Consider the following 21947-nt stretch of genomic DNA (forward strand, 5'->3'; position numbering starts at 1 on the left):
GGGGAGTCCGTGCGGGGTGGGAGAGAGAAGGAAGCTGCGGCTTCAACTTAGGTTAGCCTAACCTAAGTCACTTGGGTCTAATCCTCCCCCTCCCGTGACCGCCGTCACTCCTGTGCGCGCAGCTGCTCCTCGCTCAGGCCCTGGCGCCAGTAACCGACGAAGGTGACTCGCCGCCGGTCGATGCCCCGCTCACGCACGAAGTGCCGGCGCAGCTCCTTCACGCAGCCCGACTCGCCCGCGATCCACACGTACGGCCGCTCGGCGAGCGGGAGTCGGGCGGCGCGCAGGGCGTCGAGGGCCAGCGGAGAGCACTCGGCGTCGTCGTCCCGGACCAGCCAAATGATCTCGGCGTCCGCGGCCGTCGGCAGGTCCTGGATGTTCCCGGCGTCGCGCACCTCCAGCCAGACCCGGGCGGGGGTGCCGGGCGGCAGGGACTCCAGGACGGACGAGACCGCGGGAAGGGCGCTCTCGTCGCCCCACAGGACCATGAGGTCGGTGTCCTCGGGCGGGCGGAAGCGGATCGCGCGGTTGTCGGCGATCGCCGGGCCCAGGATCAGCACGTTGTCGCCGGCGACCGCCCTGGCTGCCCAGGCGGAGGCAGGGCCGGCGGGGGTGTGCAGCACGAAGTCGATGTCGATCTCGTCGGGATCGTGCCGCAGTGCCCGGAGCGTGTACGACCGCATCACGGCCCTTACGTCGTCCGGGAGTTCGCGCCACGCCTGCCACCAGCCGTCGCCGAGGTCGAGCGGCACCACGGGCGCCGACTGGCCGGGATGCGGCACGAAAAGCGACAGCGACTGGTCGAGGCCGTGCGAGAGGCACTGGGCCAGGTCCTCGCCGGTGAAGGTGACGCGGACCAGGGACGGGCCGAGCCGCCTCGTCCGGGTCACCTGAAGGGAGAAGAAACGGAACGGAGCGGCTACGGCCGTAGTCATGTCAAGCGACCTTCTTCGCCTTCTCGATGGCCTCGGCGAGGCTCGTCAGCAGGGGCGTGCACTTGTCGTAGGACAGGATCGGCTCGGGGTTGCGGGCGATGACCTGGCCCGCCTTGACCGCGGGGAGCTTCTTCCAGGTCGCCTCGGTGATGTCGGCCGGCTGGATGGCCGAGGTGCGGTTGTCCATCATGATGATGTCCGCCGCGTACTTGTCGACGTTCTCCCAGCTCAGGGACTCGTACCAGCCGCCGCCCTTCGCCTTGGCCTTCTCCGGCGGCTCGACGAGGTTCACGCCGAGGGCCTTGAAGTACTCCAGGTCGATGGAGAGGTTGGAGCCCGAGACGTAGAACAGGTCCTGGCTCGCGGAGCCGGCCATCACCTTGATGTCCGGGTTGGCCTTGGTGGCCGCGCGCAGACGGGCGGCGGCGTCCTCGAAGGCCTTCTTCGCCGCCTTCACCTTGCTCGAAGCGGTGTCCGCGCCGAGGGACTTCGCGAGCTGGAGCATGCGCTGCAGCGGCTCGGTCAGTTGGCGGTCGTAGACGGAGATGCCGACGCTCGGCGCGCCCACGGCGAGGATCTTCTTCTTCGACTCCTCCGGGACGTACCAGAGGGTGCCGGCGTCGTCGAACATCGTGGAGATCAGCGCGTCGGGTGCGAGGGCCGCGTACTTCTCGATGTTGAACTGGCCCCACTCGTTGCCGAGGACGGTGACCTTGCTGACGTCCATGTCGCCGGCCTGGACGTCGGCCTTGCCGTCCTTGGTCTTCGTCGGGCCGAAGACGCCCTTGGCCTGGATGCCGTAGTCGTACAGCGCGGCGGCGACGCCGACGAACGCGACGATGTTCGAGGGGACCTTGTCCGCCTTCGCGGTCTGGCCGCGGTCGTCCTTGAAGGACCAGGGACCGGACTTGGCGGCCGCCGTCTCGCCGCTGCCCGAGCTCCCGCTTTTCGCGTCGTCGTCCCCACAGGCCGCGAGCGCGGCACCGAGGCCGAGGGCCCCGCCCGCGGCGAGGACGCCGCGACGGGAAAGGTGGGTGGCACGGGCATTGGGCATGGGTATGACTGCTTTCGAACGGGGCGGAGCGCCCGCCGGACAAGTTCGAATGTAGGTTAGCCTAACCTCACTCGTTGTCCAGGGGGCGGTGCGCCCCGCACCGAGCCTGTGAGCAGCCCGTGCCGCCGGGGACCTGGCGTCAGCCGGTGAGCCCCAACTCGCGGGCGATCAGCATCCGCTGCACCTCGCTCGTGCCCTCCCCGATCTCCAGGATCTTGGAGTCGCGCCACATACGGGCCACCGGGTACTCGTTCATGAAGCCGTAGCCGCCGTGGATCTGGGTGGCGTCACGGGCGTTGTCCACGGCGACGGTGGAGGAGTGCAGCTTGGCCAGGGCCGCCTCCTTCTTGAAGGGAGCGCCGGACACCAGCCGGGCCGCCGCGTCCCGCCAGGCCAGCCGCGCCGTGTGGGCCTTCATCTCCATGTCGGCGATCTTGAACTGGATGGCCTGGTTGGCGCCGATCGGCCGGCCGAAGGCGTGCCGCTCCTTGGCGTACTTCACCGACTCGTCCACGCAGCCCTGGGCGAGCCCCGTGGCGAGCGCCGCGATGGCCACCCGGCCCTCGTCGAGGATGCGCAGGAACTGGGCGTATCCACGGCCCTGTTCGCCCAGGAGGTTGGCGGCCGGGACCCGCACGTCCTGGAAGGACAGCTCACGGGTGTCGGAGGCGTTCCAGCCGACCTTCGAGTACGGCGCCGCGACCGTGAAGCCCGGGGTGCCGGACGGGACGATGATCGAGGAGATGAGCGGCCTGCCGTCGGGCTTGCGCCCGGTGACCGCGGTGACCGTCACCAACCCGGTGATGTCGGTGCCCGAGTTGGTGATGAAGCACTTCGTGCCGTTGATCACCCACTCGTTCGTCGCCTCGTCCAGGCGGGCCGTCGTCCGGGTCGCCCCGGCGTCGCTGCCGCCGTCCGGCTCGGTCAGCCCGAAGGCGCCGAGGACCTCGCCCGAGCACAGCCGGGGCAGCCACTCGGCCTTCTGCTCCGGCGTGCCGAAGAGATGGATCGGCATCGCGCCCAGGGAGACGCCCGCCTCCAGGGTGATGGCCACCGACGAGTCGACGCGGGCCAGTTCCTCCAGCGCCACGCCCAGCGCCAGGTAGTCGCCACCCATACCGCCGTACTCCTCGGGGAACGGCAGCCCGAACAGGCCCATGCGGCCCATCTCGCGGACGATCTCGTACGGGAACTCGTGCCGCTCGTAGAAGTCGCCGATCTTCGGCGCCACGACGTCGTGGGCGAACTCCTCGACCGTACGGCGGAGTTCCTCCAGTTCGGGGGAGAGACGGAAGTCCATGGTCACTGCTCCTCGGGGGCGCCGGTGTCCTCGTGGGACAGGGCTCGGACGGTGCGGGACGGGCTGGGTCGGCCCAGGTGTTCGGCCATCCACGCGCTGGTGGCGACGAGACGGCCGAGATCGACTCCGGTGTCGATGCCGAGACCGCGCAGCATCCACACGAGGTCCTCGGTGGCGAGGTTGCCGGTGGCGGACTTGGCGTACGGGCAGCCGCCGAGTCCGCCGGCGGAGGCGTCGACGGTCGTGACGCCGTGCCGGAGCGCGGCCAGGGTGTTGGCGAGTGCCTGGCCGTAGGTGTCGTGGAAATGCACACCGATGACGTCGGTCGGCACGCCCTCCGCGTTCAGCGCGGCGAGCAGCGCGCCCACGTGTCCCGGAGTCGCCACGCCGATGGTGTCGCCGAGGCTCAGCTCCTGGCAGCCCATGTCCATCAGCGCCCGGCAGACGCGGACGACCTGTGCGACGGGGACCGCGCCCTCCCAGGGGTCGCCGAAGCACATCGAGACATAACCGCGCACATGGGCGCCCTCGTCCCGGGCGTGCCGCACGACCGGCTCGAACACCGCGAGCGACTCTTCGACCGTGCGGTTGAGGTTGGCCTTCGCGAAGGACTCGGTGGCGCTGGCGAAGACGGCGACGCGGCGGGCGCCGAGGGCGAGGGCCCGGTCGAGCCCGCGCTGGTTGGGCACCAGGACGGGCAGGTCCGCGGCCAGGTCGCGGACCATGGGGAACAGCTGCTCCGCGTCGGCCAGTTGGGGCACCCACTTGGGGTGCACGAAGCTGGTCGCCTCGATCGTCGTCAGTCCCGCGTCGGCCAGGCGGCGGACGAACTCCGCCTTCACCTCCGTCGGCACGGTCGACTTCTCGTTCTGCAGGCCGTCGCGCGCGCCGACCTCGTGGATGCGGACCCGTGCGGGCAGGTCCGGGGCCGGTACGACCATGGGGAGCGTCACTGGTCCTCCTCCGCCGCGGTGATGACGGCGAGCACCTGGTCCATGGCGACCGTGGTGCCCGGCGCCACGTCCAGTTCGGCGACCGTGCCGGCGTGCGGGGCGGAGATGACGTGCTCCATCTTCATCGCCTCGACCACCAGCAGGGACTGTCCCGCGGCCACCTCGTCGCCGACGGCGACCTTCACCACGGTGACCGTGCCGGGCATGGGCGCGGTGAGCGAGTCGGCACCGGCGTGCCCCGCGCGGGTGAGGGAGGCGGCGACGGGGTCGTGGTCGCGCACCTGCCAGGCGTCGCCGTCGCGGCCGAGCCAGTCGGCGGCGCGGTGGAAGGTGTGGCGGACACCGTCGAGGGTGACGGAGACGGCGTCGTCGGTGACGGTGTGGGTGCCGCGGGGCACGTACTCGACGGGGTCCTGCACGCGCAGATGGAAGCCGACGGGCCTGGGCGTGCCGCCGAGCCGCCAGCCGTTCGGCACCGAGAACGGGTCGGTCCAGCCCCGCCCGCGCGGCCGCAGCGCGTCGAGGCGCACGGCCGCCGCGGCCTCGTACACCTCCTCCGGCACGTCCGTGGAGACCAGGTCGTCCACCGCGCGCTCCACCAGCCCGGTGTCCAACTCGCCCGCCACCACCGCCGGATGCGCCAGCAGCCGGCGCAGGAACCCGGCATTGGTCTGCACCCCGAGCGTCACGGTCGCCGCCAGGGCCGCCCGCAGCTTCCTGATCGCCGTCGCCCGGTCGGGCCCGTACGCGATCACCTTGGACAGCATCGGGTCGTACAGCGAGCCGACCTCCGTGCCCTCGCTGAGCCCGGAGTCGGTGCGGACGCCGTCGCCCTGCGGTTCGGCCAGCCTCAGCACCGTGCCGCCGGAGGGCAGGAACCCGCGCGAGGGATCCTCTGCGCACACCCGCGCCTCGATGGCGTGCCCGGTCAGCGTGATGTCGTCCTGCGTGTAGGGCAGTTGCTCACCGGCGGCCACCCGCAGCTGCCACTCCACCAGATCCAGGCCGGTGATCAGCTCGGTGACCGGGTGCTCGACCTGGAGCCGGGTGTTCATCTCCATGAAGTAGTACGACGACGGGTCGTCGCCCGGCACGATGAACTCCACCGTGCCCGCGCCCCGGTACCCGCACGAGCGCGCCGCCTGCACCGCCGCCTCGCCCATCGCGGACCGTGTCGCCTCGTCGAGGAGCACACTGGGCGCCTCCTCGATGATCTTCTGGTGCCGGCGCTGCAGCGAGCACTCGCGCTCGCCGAGGTGGATCACGTTGCCGTGGCCGTCGGCCAGGACCTGGATCTCGATGTGCCGGGGGGTGTCCACCCACCGCTCCACCAGCAGCGTGTCGTCGCCGAAGGAGGCGCGGGCCTCACGGCGGGCGGCGGCGATCTCGTCCTCCAGCACGGACAGGTCCCGCACCAGCCGCATGCCCTTGCCGCCACCGCCGGCCGACGGCTTCAGCAGCACGGGCGCACCCAACGCGAGCGCCGCCTCGGCCAGTTCGGGGTCGCGGCCGCCGGGCACGACCGGCACTCCGGCCGCCTGCACCGTCTCCTTGGCGCGGATCTTGTCGCCCATCAGGGCGATGGCATCGGCGGGCGGCCCGATGAAGACCAGCCCGGCGTCGGCGCACGCGCGCGCGAAGGCCGCGTTCTCCGCGAGGAAGCCGTATCCGGGGTGCACCGCCTGGGCGCCGGTGCGGGCGGCGGCCTCGAGCAGCCGCTCCACCGACAGATAGCTCTCGGACGCCGGCGGCGGACCGATCCGTACCGCCGTGTCCGCCTCGCGGACGTGCCGGGCGTCGGCGTCCGCGTCGGAGAAGACGGCCACCGAGCGCACGCCCAGTGAGCGGAGCGTGCGGATCACGCGGACGGCGATCTCGCCCCGGTTGGCCACGAGCACTGTGTCGAACATGGGTCCCTCCCCCCTTACATCCGGAAGACGCCGAACTGGGGCTCGCCCAGCGGCGCGTTGGCACAGGCGGTCAGCGCGAGACCCAGTACCTGACGGGTCTCCAGCGGGTCGATCACGCCGTCGTCCCAGAGGCGGGCGGTGGCGTAGTAGGCGCTGCCCTGGCGCTCGTACTGCTGCCGGATCGGCGCCTTGAACGACTCCTCGTCCTCCGCGGGCCACTCCTCGCCGCGCGCCTCCATCTGGTCCCGCTTGACCGTCGCGAGGACGGAGGCGGCCTGCTCGCCGCCCATGACGGAGATCTTGGCGCCGGGCCACATCCACAGGAAGCGGGGCGAGTACGCCCGGCCGCACATCGAGTAGTTGCCCGCGCCGTAGGAGCCGCCGACCACGACCGTCAGCTTCGGCACGCGCGTGCAGGCCACCGCGGTCACCATCTTGGCGCCGTGCTTGGCGATGCCGCCCGCCTCGTAGTCCTTGCCGACCATGAAGCCGGAGATGTTCTGCAGGAACAGCAGCGGGATGCCGCGCTGGTCGCACAGTTCGATGAAGTGGGCGCCCTTCTGGGCGGACTCGGAGAACAGGATGCCGTTGTTGGCGACGATGCCCACCGGGTGGCCGTGGATGCGGGCGAACCCGGTGACCAGGGTCTGCCCGAACTCGGCCTTGAACTCCGCGAAGCGGGAGCCGTCGACCACGCGCGCGATGATCTCGCGCACGTCGTAGGGGGTGCGGGAGTCGACCGGGACCGCGCCGTACAGGCCGTACGGGTCGACCTTCGGCTCGACCGGCTCGGTGACCTCCCAGGGCAGCGGCCCGCGCGCGGGGAGCGTCGCCGCGATGTTCCGCACGATCCGCAGCGCGTGCGCGTCGTCCTCGGCGAGGTGGTCGGTGACGCCGGAGATCCGGGAGTGCACCTCGCCGCCGCCCAGCTCCTCGGCCGTGACGACCTCGCCGGTGGCCGCCTTCACCAGCGGCGGCCCGCCCAGGAAGATCGTGCCCTGGCCGCGGACGATGACCGCCTCGTCGCTCATCGCCGGGACGTACGCCCCGCCGGCCGTGCAGGAGCCGAGGACGGCCGCGATCTGCGGGATGCCGGCGCCGGACATGCGGGCCTGGTTGTAGAAGATCCGCCCGAAGTGCTCCCGGTCCGGGAAGACCTCGTCCTGCATGGGCAGGAAGGCGCCGCCGGAGTCGACCAGGTAGACGCACGGCAGGCGGTTGTCGAGGGCCACCTCCTGGGCGCGCAGGTGCTTCTTCACCGTCATCGGGTAGTACGTGCCGCCCTTGACGGTCGCGTCGTTGGCGACGATCACGCACTCGCGGCCGCTCACCCGCCCGATCCCGGCGATCACGCCGGCGGCCGGGGCCGCGCCGTCGTACATCCCGTCGGCGGCCAGGGGCGCGAGCTCCAGGAAGGGCGAGCCGGGGTCGAGCAGGGCGTCCACCCGGTCCCTGGGCAGCAGCTTCCCGCGCGCGGTGTGCCGCGCCCGCGCCTTCTCACCCCCGCCCATGCGGGCCGCGGCCAGCTTGCCGCGCAGCTCCTCGGCGAGCGCGCGATGAGCCCGCTCGTTGGCTTTCCAGGCCTCCGACGCGGGGTCGGCCGCGCTGTGAAGCTCCGGTGCCTCGTGCATCCTTGCGGTCCCCTCACCCAGTGATCGACTGTTAATGAGCGTTAACCATTTCCTTCAGGTTAACGACCGCTAACCTCCCTGTCTAGAATTGCCTCCATGGCCACCAGAACCGACGCCCCCACCCGCCGCGAGCAGATCCTCAAGGAGGCCGCGCGGCTGTTCGCCGAGCGCGGTTTCCACGGGGTCGGAGTCGACGAGATAGGTGCCGCGGTCGGCATCAGCGGCCCCGGTCTCTACCGCCACTTCGCGGGCAAGGACGCGATGCTGGCCGAGCTGCTGGTCGGCATCAGCGGCCAGCTGCTGACCGGCGCCAAGCGACGGCTCGCGGAGGTGGACGGCACTCCGGCCGAGGCGGTCCTCGACTCGCTCATCGAGGGGCACATCGACTTCGCGCTCGACGACCGTCCCCTGATCACCCTGCACGACCGCGAGCTGGACCGCCTCCGGGACAGCGACCGCAAGCTGGTGCGCCAGTTGCAGCGGCAGTACGTCGAGCTGTGGGTGTCGGTCCTGCGCGAGGTCTATCCGGGCCTGGCGGAGCCCGCCGCCCGTTCCGCCGTCCACTCCGTCTTCGGCCTGCTGAACTCCACCCCGCACCTGGGCCGCCCGGGTTCCCTGCCGGGCCGCGGGACCACCGCCGAGCTGCTGCACCGGATGGCCAGGGGGGCGTTCGCGGCGGCAGGGGCGGAGTGACGAGCGTTACGGGATCTCCTCTGGACGCCCCTCCCTACCCGCCGGTACCTTAATCATCTGAGCAAGCGCTTAGACATGGAGCTATTGAGTCAGCGGAGGTGGCGGCGGTGCGCCGTACGGTGTTCAACGAGGACCACGAGGCGTTCCGGGAGACTCTGCGCGCCTTCATCGAGGCCGAGGTCGTCCCCGTCTACGACGAGTGGTTCGCGGCGGGCCAGGCGCCGCGCGACTTCTACTACAAGCTCGCCGAGCTGGGCCTCTTCGGCATCAACGTCCCCGAGGACTTCGGCGGCGCCGGCATCGACTCGTACAAGTTCGAGGCCGTGATGTACGAGGAGACCGCGCGCGCCGGTGTCCACTTCGGCGGTTCCGGCGTGCACGTGCTGCTCGCCCTGCCGTACATCAAGATGCTCGCCACCGACGAGCAGAAGAAGCGCTTCCTGCCCAAGTTCGTCTCCGCCGAGGAGATGTGGGCCCTGGCGATGACCGAGCCGGGCACCGGCTCCGACCTCGCGGGCATGAAGACCACCGCCAAGCTCAGCGAGGACGGCACCCACTACGTCCTCAACGGCTCCAAGACCTTCATCACCGGCGGCGTCCACGCCGACCGTGTGATCGTCTGCGCCCGCACCGCCGCGCCCACCGCGGAGGACCGCCGCCACGGCATCTCCCTGTTCGCCGTGGACACCAAGTCCGAGGGCTACTCCATCGGCCGCAAGCTCGACAAGCTCGGCCTGCGCACCTCCGACACCGCCGAGCTGGCCTTCGTCGACGTCAAGGTCCCCGTCGAGGACCTGCTCGGCGAGGAGAACAAGGGCTTCTACTACCTCGGCCACAACCTCGCCTCCGAGCGCTGGGGCATCGCCTTCGGCGCCTACGCGCAGGCCAAGGCCGCCGTCCGGTTCGCCCAGCAGTACGTGCAGGACCGCACCGTCTTCGGCAAGCCGGTCGCCTCCTTCCAGAACACCAAGTTCGAACTGGCCGCCTGCAAGGCCGAGGTGGACGCCGCCGAGGCGGTCGCCGACCGCGCCCTGGAGGCCCTCGACGCCGGTGAGCTGACCCCCGCCGAGGCCGCCAGCGCCAAGCTGTTCTGCACCGAGGTCGCCCACCGCGTCATCGACCGCTGCCTCCAGCTGCACGGCGGCTACGGCTTCATGAACGAGTACCCGATCGCCCGCCTGTACGCGGACAACCGCGTCAACCGCATCTACGGCGGCACCAGCGAGATCATGAAGACGATCATCGCCAAGGACATGGGTCTGTAAGCCCACCGCAATCACTGGCCGCTACAACTGGACGCCATGAGCCAGGCACTTCAGGACCTCCTCGATCTGCTCGACCTCGAGCAGATCGAGGAGGACATCTTCCGCGGCCGGTCCCGCTCCGCCGTCGTCCCCCGGGTCTTCGGGGGACAGGTGGCGGCGCAGGCGCTGGTCGCCGCCGGGCGTACGGTCCCCGCCGACCGCCCCGCGCACTCCCTGCACGCGTACTTCCTGCGCCCCGGTGACCCGGGCGCGCCCATCGTCTACAACGTCGACCGCATCCGCGACGGACGTTCCTTCACCACCCGCCGCGTGGTCGCCGTCCAGCACGGCAAGCCGATCTTCCACCTGTCGGCGTCCTTCCAGACCCACGAGGAAGGCCTCGACCACCAGGCCCCGATGCCGCCCGCGCCCGACCCGGCCACGCTGCCCACCTCCCACGAGCGGCTGCGCGGCTACGACCACCTCGCCCCGGCCGTCGTCGAGCGGTTCCTGGAGGCACGTGAGGCCGTCGACCTGCGGTACGTCGAGGAACCGCCGTACGGGAAGTTCGGCGAGCCGCGCGAGCCGCACTCCCAGGTGTGGTTCCGCACCAACGGCAAGCTCGACGACGACCCCCTCCTGCACGTCGTCCTCGCCACCTACGTCTCCGACATGACGCTCCTGGACTCGGTCCTCCTCGCGCACGGCCGCGGCGGCTGGGCGGTCGGTGACGTCGTCGGCGCCTCGCTGGACCACGCCATGTGGTTCCACCGGCCCTTCCGTGCCGACGAATGGCTCCTGTACGACCAGGAGTCGCCGTCCGCGCACGGCGGGCGCGGCCTCGGGCAGGCCCGTATCTACACGCAGGACGGCCGCCTCGCCATCTCCGTCATTCAGGAGGGCGTGGTGCGCGTCCCGCGCTGAATTCGGTTGAGGCGGCGGGGCGTCCGCAGTGGGATGAGCCCATGACAGAGACGTGGAACTGGCGGGGCGGACGCATCCGGGACGCCTACCTGACCGCCGCCGACATCGCCGGCCGCCTGGTGGCCGAGCCCGCCGTCGCCGAGGCCTGGGACGGGCCGAGCGTGCTGCCGAAGTGGAGCGTGCGGGGCCTGGCCGGGCACATGTTCTGGCCGGAGTTCGCGCTGCCGGGGATGCTCGCCGCGCCGGTTCCGGCCGAGCCGGTCGTCTCCCTGCGCGCGTACTACCTGGAGCGGGTGACCTGGCTGGACGCCGGCGTCGACGCACCGGTCAGCGGGCGCATCCGGCAGGGCGGCGAGGCCGCCGCGGCCGACGGGCACGAGGGGCTGCGCCGGCGCGTCGACGAGGTCCTCGCCGCGCTGCGGGGCCTGCTGCCGGACGTGCCCGCCGAACGCCCCGTGCACGTGGCCACCTGGGGCGAGTGGTCGCTGGAACTGGACGACCTGCTGCTGACCCGGACGATGGAGCTCGTCGTCCACAGCGACGACCTCGCGTGCAGCGTGGGCCTGCCGGCCCCCGGCTTCCCGGAGTCCGTGACCGCCCCGGTGATCGACCTGCTCACCCGTCTCGCGGTCCGCCGCCACGGCCCGGCCGACGTCGTCCGGGCCCTGTCCCGCTCCGAGCGGGCGCCCGCCTCGATAGCCGGCATCTAGGAGCGCGGGACGGTCCTAGGAGAGCCCCGCCTCCGCCAGTAGGTACGCGGTCATCGGGTCGTAGTACCGCGGGCTGACCACATGGTCGTCGAGCGGGACCGTCACCTGCACGGTTCCCTCGGCCTCGGCGAGGAACAGGGCCGGGTCGTTGCTGTCGGCGTAGCCGACGGAGTCCACGCCGTGCCGGCCGGCGTACCCCGCCCAGCCGTGGTCGGCGACGACCAGGTCGGGCAGCGGGCGGCCCTCGCGCTCCAGCGCGGTGAGGACGGCCCTCATCGGCTCGCCGGAGTGGGTGTGCCACAGGGTGGCGCCGTGTTCGAGGACCGCCACGTCCGCGAACTGCATGACGTAACCCTCCTCCGTCTGCAGTCCGTCCGGGATGACGACGATCTCGCAGCCGGCGGCCCGCAGCGCGGCGGCCGTGGAGTGGTGCACCCCGAGCAGACCGCCCGGGTGGCCGGTCGCGAGCAGCACCCGCTGCCGGCCCTCGGCCGCCTTGCGCAGCCGGCCGGCCATCCGCTCCAGCGCGGCGACCGTCAGCTCGGGGTCGATGGTGTCCTGGCCGTACCGGTACTCCGGATCGTCGTTGACGCCGACCCGCTCCGCCATCACCGCGAGCACGTCCTGCTCGTCCCGCCAGCGGTCGCCGAGCTCCAGGCCGAGCCAGTAGTGGCGGTCGCCGTTCGCCAGCTTGCGGTAGTGGTTGAGGTTGTTCTCGCGGGGCGTCGCCACGTCGCCCGCGATGCGGGTCCGTACGAGGTGGTCGACGAGCTCGGCGCGGCTGGGTGTCCCGGGTATCGGCATGAAACCCATTGTGAGGCAGCCGACTGCGCGAGTCCCTGGCGTCCCGGACGCTGCGACGCGGGTCACGTACTCATCGTCCTGAGTACCGCCGCCTATTGCCGCCGCAGGGCGAACCACAGCTCCATGCGGACGTCCGGGTCGTCCAGGTCCGTGCCGAGCAGCGCGGCGCACCGGGCGATCCGCTGCCGGACGGTGTTGCGGTGGACGGACAGGGCGACTGCCGTACGGTCCCAACTGCCGTGCAGGGAAAGCCAGGCGCGCAGCGTCTCGGTCAGGGCCGGGGTGCCGGCGATCGGCGCGAGGAGGGTACGGGCGTGCGCGGTGGCCAGGTCCTGCGGCACCAGGTCGGCGAGCGCCGCCCGCTCGCCGTGCCGGACCAGGGCGCCACGGGTGGCCCGGGCGCGGGCGAGGGCGCCGGCGGCCTGGGCGTCGGCGGCGGGCCAGGCGTCCGGGCCGACGGCGGCGCTGACGCCGAGCGTCCAGCCGGGCTGCGGGGCCGGTTCACGGTCGGCGGGCACCAGGACCCGTACGACCCCCTCCGACAGGTCGACCAGCGGCGACCCGAGCGCCGTCCCGAGGGCGGAGACGGCCAGGGGGTCGGCCGGCCGCGCGTCGAGACGGGCGTGCACGACCAGCCAGCGGCCGGTGCCGAGCAGCGGGGCGACCTCCTCCGGCGCCGCCCCCAGCAGCAGCCGCACCAGCGCCGACGAGCGGGCGGCGCCGGTGCCGTCGTGGTGCTCCCCGGTCAGCAGCGACAGCAGCACCGACGCGACGGAGGCGATCGTGTGGTCGCCCGGCTCGCGCCCCGGGGCGGCGACCCCGAGGACGAAGCCCTGCCCGGCGCCGAGGGCGTAGGCGGCGAGATGGACGCCGGCGGCGGTCTCGGTGGCCGAGGCGGGAGTCCACGGGCGCGTGGGGCGCACCACCTCCGCGAGCGCGTCCAGCGCCTCCTCGGCGCCGCTCCCCGCCGGCCGCCCCGCGGCCGCGTTCCGCGCGCCCTCCGGCCCGTACAGCACCGCCCGCCCCCCGACCCGCCGGGCCAGCTGCCGCAGCACCGACGGCACCGGGTCCGGGCGGGAGGCGGCGGCCGCCAGGGACCGCTGGGCCTCGCTCACCCGGCGCAGCTCCGCCAGCCGGGCCTCGGCCATCAGCTGCCACACCGCACGGCCCACCTGCGAGAACGTCGTCTGCGGCGGCACCTCGAGCAGCGGCAGCCCGTACGCGTCGCAGGCCGCCACCAGCGCCCGGGGCACCGTGTCGTGCACGGGCGCGACGCCGAAGCCGAGGGCCGCGCCGCCCGCCGCGACGATCCGGGAGACGTAATCGTCGAAGGAGGTGCCCGAACCCGCGCCCCGCGGAATGTGCACTCCCGCCGTCAGCAGCAGCTCGCCGCCCAGCAGATAGGGGTAGGGGTCGGCCATCTCGGAGGCGTGGGCCCAGTGGATCGCCGTCGCCGGGTCGCGGGGCCCCGCGATCTGCCGCAGGGCCAGATCCTCGCGGGCCAGCAGGGCCGCCAGGGTCACGGGCGGCGTGGGCGGGACGGCCGGATCCGGCATGATGTGCGTTTCCTCCGTCCCGTACGGCCCGAGTGGATGAAACGTACACTTCGCCGCCGCCGTCCGGCCACCTACTGTCGAAAGCGGCTCCCCGGGCGCGGTGCCCCCGAAATCGCCTCCGGTCCGGTCCCGGCCGCCCACTAAAGTCGTAGCGGAAGCAGTGCATACGCGATGAAGCGTAGGAAAGTAGGCATGACCCCATGAGCAGCAACGAGACGCCCCGCGGCCCCGTCGACTCCTCCCGCGTCCCGCGGTACGCCGGACCCGCGACCTTCGCCCGGCTGCCCCGCCTCGACGAGGTCGGCCGCACCGACGTCGCCGTGGTGGGCGTGCCGTTCGACTCGGGCGTCTCCTACCGGCCCGGCGCCCGCTTCGGCGGCAACGCGATCCGCGAGGCGTCCCGGCTGCTGCGCCCGTACAACCCGGCGCAGGACGCGTCCCCCTTCGCCCTCGCCCAGGTGGCGGACGGCGGCGACATCGCCGTGAACCCGTTCAACATCAACGAGGCCGTCGAGACGATCGAGGCGGCCGCCGACGACCTCCTCGGCACCGGCGCCCGGCTGATGACGCTCGGCGGCGACCACACCATCGCGCTGCCCCTTCTGCGGTCCGTCGCCAAGCGGCACGGCCCCGTCGCCCTGCTCCACTTCGACGCCCACCTCGACACCTGGGACACCTACTTCGGCGCCGAGTACACGCACGGCACGCCGTTCCGGCGGGCGGTCGAGGAGGGCATCCTCGACACCGAGGCGCTCTCCCACGTCGGCATCCGCGGCCCGCTCTACGGCAAGCAGGACCTCACCGACGACGAGAAGATGGGCTTCGGCATCGTCACCTCGGCGGACGTCTACCGCCGCGGCGCCGACGAGGTGGCCGACCAGCTGCGCCGGCGCATCGGCGACCGCCCGCTGTACATCTCCATCGACATCGACTGCCTGGACCCGGCCCACGCGCCCGGCACCGGCACCCCCGAGGCGGGCGGCATGACCTCCCGCGAGCTGCTGGAGATCCTGCGCGGTCTCGCGTCCTGCAACCTGGTCTCGGCGGACGTCGTGGAGGTGGCGCCCGCGTACGATCACGCGGAGATCACGTCGGTGGCCGCGTCCCACACGGCGTACGAACTGACCACCATCATGACCCGCCAGATTGCCGAGGCCCGCGCGAAGTGACCCACGACCACGACCTGGAGCTCCGCCCGACGCCGGCCCAGACGGAGGCCGCGCTGAACCCTCCGCCCGGCCGCACCGGCGGAGACCTGGTCGTGGAGACGCTCGCCGGGCTCGGCGCGACGACCGTCTTCGGCCTGCCCGGCCAGCACGCGCTCGGCATGTTCGACGCCCTGCGCCGCTCCGACCTGCGCTATGTGGGCCTGCGGGTGGAGAACAACGCGGGGTTCGCGGCGGACGCCTACGGCCGGATCACCGGCGAGGCGGCCCCGCTGCTGCTGTCGACCGGCCCCGGCGCGCTGACCTCGCTCGCCGCGCTGCAGGAGGCCCGCGCGGCCTCCGCCCCCGTGCTGGCGATCGCCAGCCAGGTCCCCACGGCCGGGCTGGGCGGCGGCCGCCACGGCTACCTGCACGAACTGCCGGACCAGGCGGCCTCGTTCCGGGGCGTGGTCAAGTCCGTGCACACCGTCCGCGCCCAGTCCCAGATCCCCTCGGCGATCGCCGAGGCCTGGAAGTCGGCGCTGACGGCCCCGCACGGGCCGGTGTGGGTGGAGATCCCGCAGGACGTGCTGTCGGCCGTCACGGCGCTGCCGGTGGTCACGGCGGCGGACGCGACGCCGGAGGATCTTCCCCCGCGCCCCGAACTCACCGCTGTGGCGGCCGACTTGCTGTCCCGTGCGGAGCGTCCGGCGATCCTCGCGGGCGGGGGAGCGGTACGGGCCGACGCCTCGGGGAAGCTGAGGCAGCTGGCGGAGCGCCTCCAGGCCCCTGTGGTGACCACCTTCGGCGGCAAGGGCGCGTTCCCCTGGAACCATCCCCTGTCCCTGCAGTCCTGGCTGGAGGACCGGCACACCACGGACTTCCTCGAAGACGCGGACGTCCTCCTCGTGGTGGGCTCGGGCCTGGGCGAACTCTCCTCGAACTACCACACGTTCAGGCCCCGCGGCCGGGTGATCCAGATCGAGGCGGACCTCGGCAAACTGGAGGCCAACCACCCGGCGCTGGGCATCCACGCCGACGCCCGCCTCGCGCTCCAGGCCTTGCTGGAGACGGTGTCGCCGCGCGAGGACGCCACCGCGCCGGAGCGGGTGCGGGAGCTGTTGTCCCGGGTGGGCGAGCGCCTCGCCGCCCAGGAACTCACCCTGGAACAGGGGCTGTTGTCGTCGATCCGCGCGGCGCTGCCCGCCGGCGCCCCGTCCTTCTGGGACATGACGATCCTGTCCTACTGGGCCTGGTCCGCCTTCGACCCCCGGCGCCCCAACACCATGCACTCGGCCCAGGGCGCCGGCGGCCTCGGCTACGCCTTCCCGGCCGCGATCGGAGCCGCCGTCGCGGACCCGACCCGGCCGGTGCTGGCCGTCTCCGGTGACGGCGGCGCCCTGTACTCCGTCGCCGAGTTGGCGACGGCGAGGCAGCACGACATGAACGTCACCTGGCTCATCGTCGACGACGGCGGCTACGGCATCCTGCGCGAGTACATGACGGACGCCTTCGGCGAGACCACGGCGACGGAACTGACCCGCCCGGACTTCGTCGCCCTCGCCGAGTCCTTCGGCGTCCCGGGGGTCCGCACGACCCCCGAGACGCTGGAACAGGACCTGACGAAGGCCCTCGCCTCTCCGGGCCCGGCGGTCGTCGTACTCCCGGCGCTGCTGCGGATGTTCGCGCCCACCCACCTGGAGGGCTGACCGGCTACCAGATCGCGTCCACCCACTCCGGGTGGTCGATGAACGGGTTCCGGTTGTGCTGGTACGTGTTGTAGATGACGTTGTTGCGGTTCTCCTCGAAGGAGGAGGGCGGGTCCTCGTCGTTCCACTGCTTGAGGACCGAGAGCTTGCCGATGTAGGGGTTGGAGCCGTTGGCCACCTTGTCGTCGGGCTCCAGGTTCGCGAAGCCGTCGTCGCCCTCGTAGCGCACGGCCATGTAGAGGATCATGCGGGCCACGTCGCCCTTGACGGCGTCGCGCGGCTCGAAGGAGTCCGAGTCGACCTTGCTGCCGCCGCTGTTGGTGAAGGTGGAGCCGCCCTCGTCGAAGTCGAGGTTGCCGCGCTTGCCGTTGACCGCGACGTCCTCCGGGCGGATGTGGTGCAGGTCGGTGCCCGGACCGGTCGAGGTGGTGAGGTCGCCGTGGGAGATGGCCCACACGTGCTCGCGGTTCCAGTCGCCGCTGTCGCCGCCGTTGAGCGACTTGCTGCGGGAGATGCCCGAGTACAGCAGGATCACGTTGGCGCTGTTGTTCGGGTCCTGGTCGGTGACCTTCAGCGCGTCCCAGAGCGCCGAGTACGACAGCTTCGTCACGCCGGAGCTGATGATGGTGTGCAGGGACGACTTCAGGCTCGTGCCCGTCTTGCCGACCGCGTTCTTGTAGTACGTCGAGTCGTACGCGGTCGTCGTGGCGGCGGCCGGAGAGGCAGTCAGGGCCGGGGCCGCGAGGCCCACCATCACGGCTGCGGTGGCCAGGGCCACCGACTTCCATCGCCGTACGCGTGTCGCCGGCATAAAGGTTGTCCCATCTACGCGGGTTGATTGAAGGCGGCAACAGGGAGGGTGACATGGACATGCGGGCTTGTCGATGAACTGGACGTTAAAAACGGCTCCCGACCGGGTGGTCGGGAGCCGTTCTCACTGGTCGCCGGGTGTCAGCCGACGTCGGACGGGTCCAGTCGGTAGAGGGACGAGGAGTTCGTGCCCGAGGTCGAGGACGACGTCGAACTCTTGCTGTAGGCGCTCTCCTTGACCGCCGTGCCGTGCTTCTTCACCCAGTTCGACACCTCGGTGCTGAGGTTGCCGCCGCCACCGGGTCCGCCCATGCCGCCGCCCATTCCGCCGCCGATCTGGACGTAGTGCAGCTCGCCCTTCTTCACGAGCTCCTTGAGCTTGGCTACCGTCATCGCGTTGTCGGAGCCGGTGAAGCCCCACATGGAGATGACCGGTTCCCTGGCGCTGAGCTCGATCTGCGCGGAGGACTGGGAGTTGGACACCGCCAGCAGCCACTTGGCGCCGTCCCGGTGCTTCTTCAGGTACGCGATGAGCTCGCTGTCCGCGCCGCCCATGCCGCCCGGCCCGCCGCCCATGCCGCCGCGCTGCCCGGCCTCACCGGTCGCGCCCGGTGCCGTTCCGCCCGGTGCCGTACCGCCCGTCTCGCCGGCGCCGCCGGGAGCCTGGCCGGTGCCGGTGCCGGTGCCGGTGCCGGTGCCGGTCCCGTCGTTCTGCTGGGGCAACTCCCCGTTGCCGCCGCCGGGCATCGCCTGCCCGCCGCCCGGCATCTCGCCGCCGCCGGGGAAGCCGCCCGCCTGACCGTTCCGGCCGCCCTGCCCGGCGCCGCCCGGCAGTTCGCCGCCTCCCGGGAAGCCGCCCCGGTTGCCGCCGCCACCGCCGGGTCCGCCGAAGCCGCTGCCCGTGGTGGGGCCGGCCGTCGGGTTGGTGCCGCCCATGCCGCCGCCGGTGGAGCCGAACGGCTCCGACGCCGCGTACGCCGTCGGGCCCGCCAGGGCGGCGACCGCGGCCGCCGCCACGGACGCCGTCAGCAGCCGGGCCCGGTTGCCGGACCGCAGGACCAGCATGCCCACGATGCCCGCCACCGTCAGGACGCCCACCACCGGCCACAGCCAGGTGTTCCAGCCGGAGGCGCGGCGCAGCAGGACGATCGCCCAGATGCCGGTGACGCCGAAGGCGACCGGCAGGACCCACGCCCAGCGTCGGTCGCGGCGGAGGGCGTCCAGCAGCATCACGCCACCGCCGCCGCACAGCGCCGCGATGCCCGGGGCGAGCGCGGTCGTGTAGTACGGGTGCATGGTGCCCTGGGCGGTCGCGAAGATGACGTAGTGCAGGACGGTCCAGCCGCCCCACAGCACCAGCGCCATCCGCTTCAGGTCGGTGCGCGGGGCCCGCCCGCACAGCACCAGGCCGCCGACGAGGGCGATCGCGGAGAACGGCAGCAGCCAGGAGATCTGGCCGCCGAGGATGTCGTTGAACATGCGGCCCAGGCCCGCGGAGCCGGAGAAGCCGCCGCCTCCGCCGCCACCGCCCCCGCCGTTGCCCTCGCCGCCGAAGACGCGGCCGAGGCCGTCGTAGCCCATGATCAGGTCCCAGGCGGAACCGTCCGTCGAGCCGCCGATGTACGGCCGGTCGGCGGCCGGGACCAGGGACACCGCGATCGCCCACCAGAAGCTGGAGACGGCCAGCACGACCGCGGCCAGCAGGAGGTTGACGATCCGCTTTGCCCAGGGGGCCTTCGACGCGTAGACGTAGAGCGCGAAGACGGCCGGCAGGGCGATCCAGCCCGCGAGCAGCTTGGTGTTGAAGGCCAGACCGAAGCAGGCCGCCGAGCCGAGCAGCGGCAGCAGCCTCTCGTCACGGGTGGCGCGCAGCGCGAGGGCCGCGCCCGCCACCATGAGGAACACCAGGAGCGTGTCGGGGTTGTTGTCGCGGTTGATGGCGACGGTGATCGGGGTCAGTGCCAGCACCAGCGCGGCGACGGTCGCCGCGACATGCCCCCACACCCGCTTCACGGAGGAGTGCAGGATCCAGATCGTGGCGAGGGCCGCCCCGATCTGAGGCGCCATCATCTGCCAGGTGCCGAAGCCGAGGACGCGGCACGACAGACCCATGACCATGAGCGCGAACGGCGGTTTGTCGACGGTCAGGAAGTTGCCGGGGTCCAGCGAGCCGAAGAACCAGGCCTTCCAGCTCTTCGTACCGGCCCAGATGGCGCCGCTGTAGAAGGTGTTCATGGAGGACCCGGACAGATTCCAGGCGTACAGGACGGCCGCCAGGACGAGGATCGCGATCAGGGCGGGCAGCGACCAGCGCGGCGCCCGGTCCGGCGGTGCCGTCGGTGGGGCGGGCGGCGGCCAGTCGGCGGACGCGGGCTCGGTGTGGGGGTGCGGATCGGTGGCAGATGTCACGAGCGCATCGTGCAGAGGGGGCGTGGGTGCGGGCTGTGCCGGACCTTGCTCCCGGCTGTGAATCGCCCAAGCCGCGGTAACGCATTGGACAGGCTTTGCCCAACGCGGCCGGTGACGCGTACAACCTTTCACCCGAACCCGTGTGTCAACAGGGGCATGAATCTCGGGACTTCCACCAGACGTGCCAGAGCGCTCGTCATCGGCGCCGTCGGACTCGGCGTCCTCATACCCGCCGTGGCCGCCACGCCCGCCGCGGCCGCCACCGCCGTCAGCTGCACGTCCTCCAAGGCCGCCCTGGCCACCAAGTTGCAGAAGGACATCACCGCCGCCGTCGCGGGCCGCACGGGCACCATCGCCGTCGGCCTCTACGACCGCACCACCAACACGACCTGCTCGCTGCGCGCCACCAGCTCCTACGACTCCGCCAGCATCGTCAAGGTCACCATCCTCGCCACGCTGCTGTGGGACGCGAAGAAGCACAACCGCTACCTCACCGACACCGAGGTCTCGCTCAGCAAGGCGATGATCACCCAGTCGGACAACACCGCGGCCAGCAAGCTGTGGAAGCAGCTCGGCATGACGAAGATCAAGGGCTTCCTCGCCGCCGCCGGGATGACCAACACCGTCCCCGGCGCCAACGGCTACTGGGGTCTGACGCAGGTGAACGTCACCGACGAGCAGAAGCTGCTGAAGCTGATCACCGGCAAGAACTCGGTGCTGAGCGACGGTTCCCGTGCCTACATCCTGAAGCTGATGGGCCAGGTCATCTCCTCGCAGCGCTGGGGAACGCCGTACGGCACCCCGTCCGGGGTCACCTGGCACGTGAAGAACGGCTGGCTGCAGCGCTCCACGCACGGCTGGCGGGTGCACAGCCTCGGCACGTTCAACGGCGGCGGCCACGACTACATGATCACGGTGCTCACCTGGGGCAACAGCACCATGAACTACGGCATCACGACCATCCAGGGCGTGGCGAAGGTCATCCACAAGGACCTCGCGGCCAGTTGACGCCTGCCGGTCTCCCGCCCGTCACCGTCCCGTCCTACGGTGGCGCCCATGCGCCTGAGAACCGTACTCGCGACCACCACCGCGGGCCTGGCGGCGGCCACCTGTCTGTCCGCCGCCGGGCCCGCCACGGCCACCCCGCAGGCCTCTCACGCCTGTTCGCCGACCGTCTCCCTCGACCGCTTCTCCGACGCGCTCGACAAGACGACGTACGACGGCACCTTCGTCGGAAACTTCTCCGCGCTCGCGGTGGACAGGGACGGCTCGATCGCCGCCCTGGAGGACCGGTCCTCCCTGTTCGACCTGGACGCCCGCACCCTCGCCCCGAAGCGGGTCGTCGCGCTCGCGGACGAGAGCGGCGCCGCGCTCGACAGTGAGGGCCTCGTCATCGACCGGGACGGAACCCGGCTGATCACCTCCGAGACCGAGCCGTCGATCCGCCGCTACAGCGCCGACGGCAGGATCCTCGACCGGCTCCCGGTCCCGTCCCCGCTCCTCGTCGCCCCCGCCGGCCGCGCCACGGCCAACCAGACCTTCGAGGGCCTGACCCTCCTGCCCGGCGGCCGCACCCTCCTGGCGTCGATGGAGAACGCGATCTCCGGCGACTCGGCGACCCTCGTCCGCTTCCAGACCTGGACGCGCGGCAAGGGCGGCCGCTTCCGCCCGGCCGCCCAGTACGCCTATCCCGTCGACGCCGGCCTCGGCGTCCCCGAGGTCCAGGCCACCCCCGACGGCCGCCTCCTCGTCCTGGAACGCGGCTTCACCTCCGGCGTCGGCAACACCGTCCGCCTCTACCTGGCCGACCCGCGCCACGCGACGGACACCTCCGCGGTCGAGAACCTGACCGGTCAGCCGGGTGTCCGCCCGATCGGGAAGACCCTCCTCGCCGACATCGCCGCCTGCCCCTCCCTCGGCGCGACCGCCAAACAGCCCCAGCCGAACCCGCTGCTCGACAACATCGAGGGCATGGCGGTGACGGGGTACTCGAAGGGCCGCCTGAAGGTGCTGCTGGTCAGCGACGACAACCAGAACGCGGTACAGACGACACGGTTCTACTACCTGCGGGTACGGATCTGAGCGGACCCGCGGGCAGGGAGCCGGGCGTCGCCTCCCGTTTTGTTGCGGAGGGATGAAATCCGCTTCTTCGTGTGTTGG

At 72.0% G+C, this 21947-nt stretch carries 18 protein-coding genes; 8 read left to right on the top strand and 10 right to left on the bottom strand.

Going from position 1 to position 21947, the window contains the following annotated elements; genetic code table 11:
- Positions 1-104 precede the first annotated feature (104 nt).
- The 6 genes from ACIGDI_RS01080 to ACIGDI_RS01105 all read right to left on the bottom strand — a co-directional run bounded on the left by ACIGDI_RS01080 (position 105) and on the right by ACIGDI_RS01105 (position 7783).
- Positions 105-935: a siderophore-interacting protein gene (locus ACIGDI_RS01080; protein WP_399888684.1), complete on the bottom strand. Its 831-nt coding sequence runs from the start codon at positions 933-935 to the stop codon at positions 105-107.
- 1 nt (position 936) lies between these two features.
- Positions 937-1989, bottom strand: a complete 1053-nt coding sequence (locus ACIGDI_RS01085) for an ABC transporter substrate-binding protein (protein WP_399888687.1) — start codon at positions 1987-1989, stop codon at positions 937-939.
- Positions 1990-2128: 139 nt separating this feature from the next.
- Positions 2129-3289 (bottom strand): acyl-CoA dehydrogenase family protein, encoded by a 1161-nt coding sequence (locus ACIGDI_RS01090; RefSeq protein WP_399888690.1) that lies wholly within the window; start codon positions 3287-3289, stop codon positions 2129-2131.
- A gap of 2 nt (positions 3290-3291) precedes the next feature.
- Positions 3292-4242, bottom strand: coding sequence for a hydroxymethylglutaryl-CoA lyase (locus ACIGDI_RS01095; protein ID WP_399888693.1), 951 nt, complete (start codon positions 4240-4242; stop codon positions 3292-3294).
- Positions 4239-6152: an acetyl/propionyl/methylcrotonyl-CoA carboxylase subunit alpha gene (locus ACIGDI_RS01100; RefSeq protein WP_399888696.1), complete on the bottom strand. Its 1914-nt coding sequence runs from the start codon at positions 6150-6152 to the stop codon at positions 4239-4241. Before ACIGDI_RS01100 ends, ACIGDI_RS01095 begins: the two co-directional genes overlap by 4 nt.
- A 14-nt stretch (positions 6153-6166) precedes the next feature.
- A complete protein-coding gene (locus ACIGDI_RS01105) occupies positions 6167-7783 on the bottom strand; it encodes a carboxyl transferase domain-containing protein (RefSeq protein WP_399888699.1) in 1617 nt (538 codons plus the stop codon).
- Between the two features lie 96 nt (positions 7784-7879).
- On the opposite strand from ACIGDI_RS01105, the gene ACIGDI_RS01110 reads away from it, so the two are divergent.
- From ACIGDI_RS01110 to ACIGDI_RS01125, 4 genes are all read left to right on the top strand, one after another.
- Positions 7880-8476, top strand: a complete 597-nt coding sequence (locus ACIGDI_RS01110) for a TetR/AcrR family transcriptional regulator (protein WP_351565632.1) — start codon at positions 7880-7882, stop codon at positions 8474-8476.
- 107 nt (positions 8477-8583) lie between these two features.
- Positions 8584-9741: an acyl-CoA dehydrogenase family protein gene (locus ACIGDI_RS01115; protein WP_200700096.1), complete on the top strand. Its 1158-nt coding sequence runs from the start codon at positions 8584-8586 to the stop codon at positions 9739-9741.
- Between the two features lie 36 nt (positions 9742-9777).
- Positions 9778-10644, top strand: coding sequence for an acyl-CoA thioesterase II (gene tesB, locus ACIGDI_RS01120; protein WP_200700097.1), 867 nt, complete (start codon positions 9778-9780; stop codon positions 10642-10644).
- A gap of 41 nt (positions 10645-10685) precedes the next feature.
- Complete coding sequence (locus ACIGDI_RS01125; protein WP_399888703.1) at positions 10686-11354, top strand: maleylpyruvate isomerase N-terminal domain-containing protein; 669 nt, start codon at positions 10686-10688, stop codon at positions 11352-11354.
- A gap of 15 nt (positions 11355-11369) precedes the next feature.
- Here ACIGDI_RS01125 and ACIGDI_RS01130 read toward each other — a convergent pair whose 3' ends face one another.
- Both ACIGDI_RS01130 and ACIGDI_RS01135 read right to left on the bottom strand, forming a co-directional pair.
- The gene (locus ACIGDI_RS01130; protein ID WP_399888706.1) at positions 11370-12158 is read right to left on the bottom strand and encodes a phosphatase; all 789 of its coding nucleotides are present in this window, start codon (positions 12156-12158) and stop codon (positions 11370-11372) included.
- Between the two features lie 92 nt (positions 12159-12250).
- Positions 12251-13714, bottom strand: a complete 1464-nt coding sequence (locus ACIGDI_RS01135) for a helix-turn-helix domain-containing protein (RefSeq protein ID WP_399888709.1) — start codon at positions 13712-13714, stop codon at positions 12251-12253.
- A gap of 200 nt (positions 13715-13914) precedes the next feature.
- Between ACIGDI_RS01135 and speB the strand changes: the two genes are divergently transcribed.
- Together speB and ACIGDI_RS01145 are read left to right on the top strand one after the other, a co-directional pair.
- Positions 13915-14883 (top strand): agmatinase, encoded by a 969-nt coding sequence (speB, locus tag ACIGDI_RS01140; RefSeq protein WP_399888712.1) that lies wholly within the window; start codon positions 13915-13917, stop codon positions 14881-14883.
- A complete protein-coding gene (locus ACIGDI_RS01145) occupies positions 14880-16568 on the top strand; it encodes a thiamine pyrophosphate-binding protein (RefSeq protein WP_399888715.1) in 1689 nt (562 codons plus the stop codon). Before speB ends, ACIGDI_RS01145 begins: the two co-directional genes overlap by 4 nt.
- A 4-nt stretch (positions 16569-16572) precedes the next feature.
- Here the strand turns inward: ACIGDI_RS01145 and ACIGDI_RS01150 are convergent, their stop codons facing one another.
- Both ACIGDI_RS01150 and ACIGDI_RS01155 read right to left on the bottom strand, forming a co-directional pair.
- Positions 16573-17379, bottom strand: a complete 807-nt coding sequence (locus ACIGDI_RS01150) for an endonuclease I family protein (RefSeq protein WP_399888718.1) — start codon at positions 17377-17379, stop codon at positions 16573-16575.
- A gap of 140 nt (positions 17380-17519) precedes the next feature.
- Positions 17520-19787, bottom strand: coding sequence for an ArnT family glycosyltransferase (locus tag ACIGDI_RS01155; protein ID WP_399888721.1), 2268 nt, complete (start codon positions 19785-19787; stop codon positions 17520-17522).
- A gap of 156 nt (positions 19788-19943) precedes the next feature.
- On the opposite strand from ACIGDI_RS01155, the gene ACIGDI_RS01160 reads away from it, so the two are divergent.
- Both ACIGDI_RS01160 and ACIGDI_RS01165 read left to right on the top strand, forming a co-directional pair.
- Entirely contained in the window at positions 19944-20795 is an 852-nt protein-coding gene (locus tag ACIGDI_RS01160) for a serine hydrolase (RefSeq protein WP_399888724.1), read from the top strand.
- Between the two features lie 48 nt (positions 20796-20843).
- Positions 20844-21869 carry an esterase-like activity of phytase family protein gene (locus ACIGDI_RS01165; protein ID WP_399888727.1) on the top strand — a complete coding sequence of 342 codons (1026 nt, stop codon included), beginning with the start codon at positions 20844-20846 and terminating at the stop codon, positions 21867-21869.
- The last annotated feature ends 78 nt before the right edge of the window (positions 21870-21947 follow it).

The sequence above is a fragment of the Streptomyces sp. NPDC085900 genome, from assembly GCF_044540925.1.
Taxonomy (GTDB): domain Bacteria; phylum Actinomycetota; class Actinomycetes; order Streptomycetales; family Streptomycetaceae; genus Streptomyces; species Streptomyces gilvifuscus.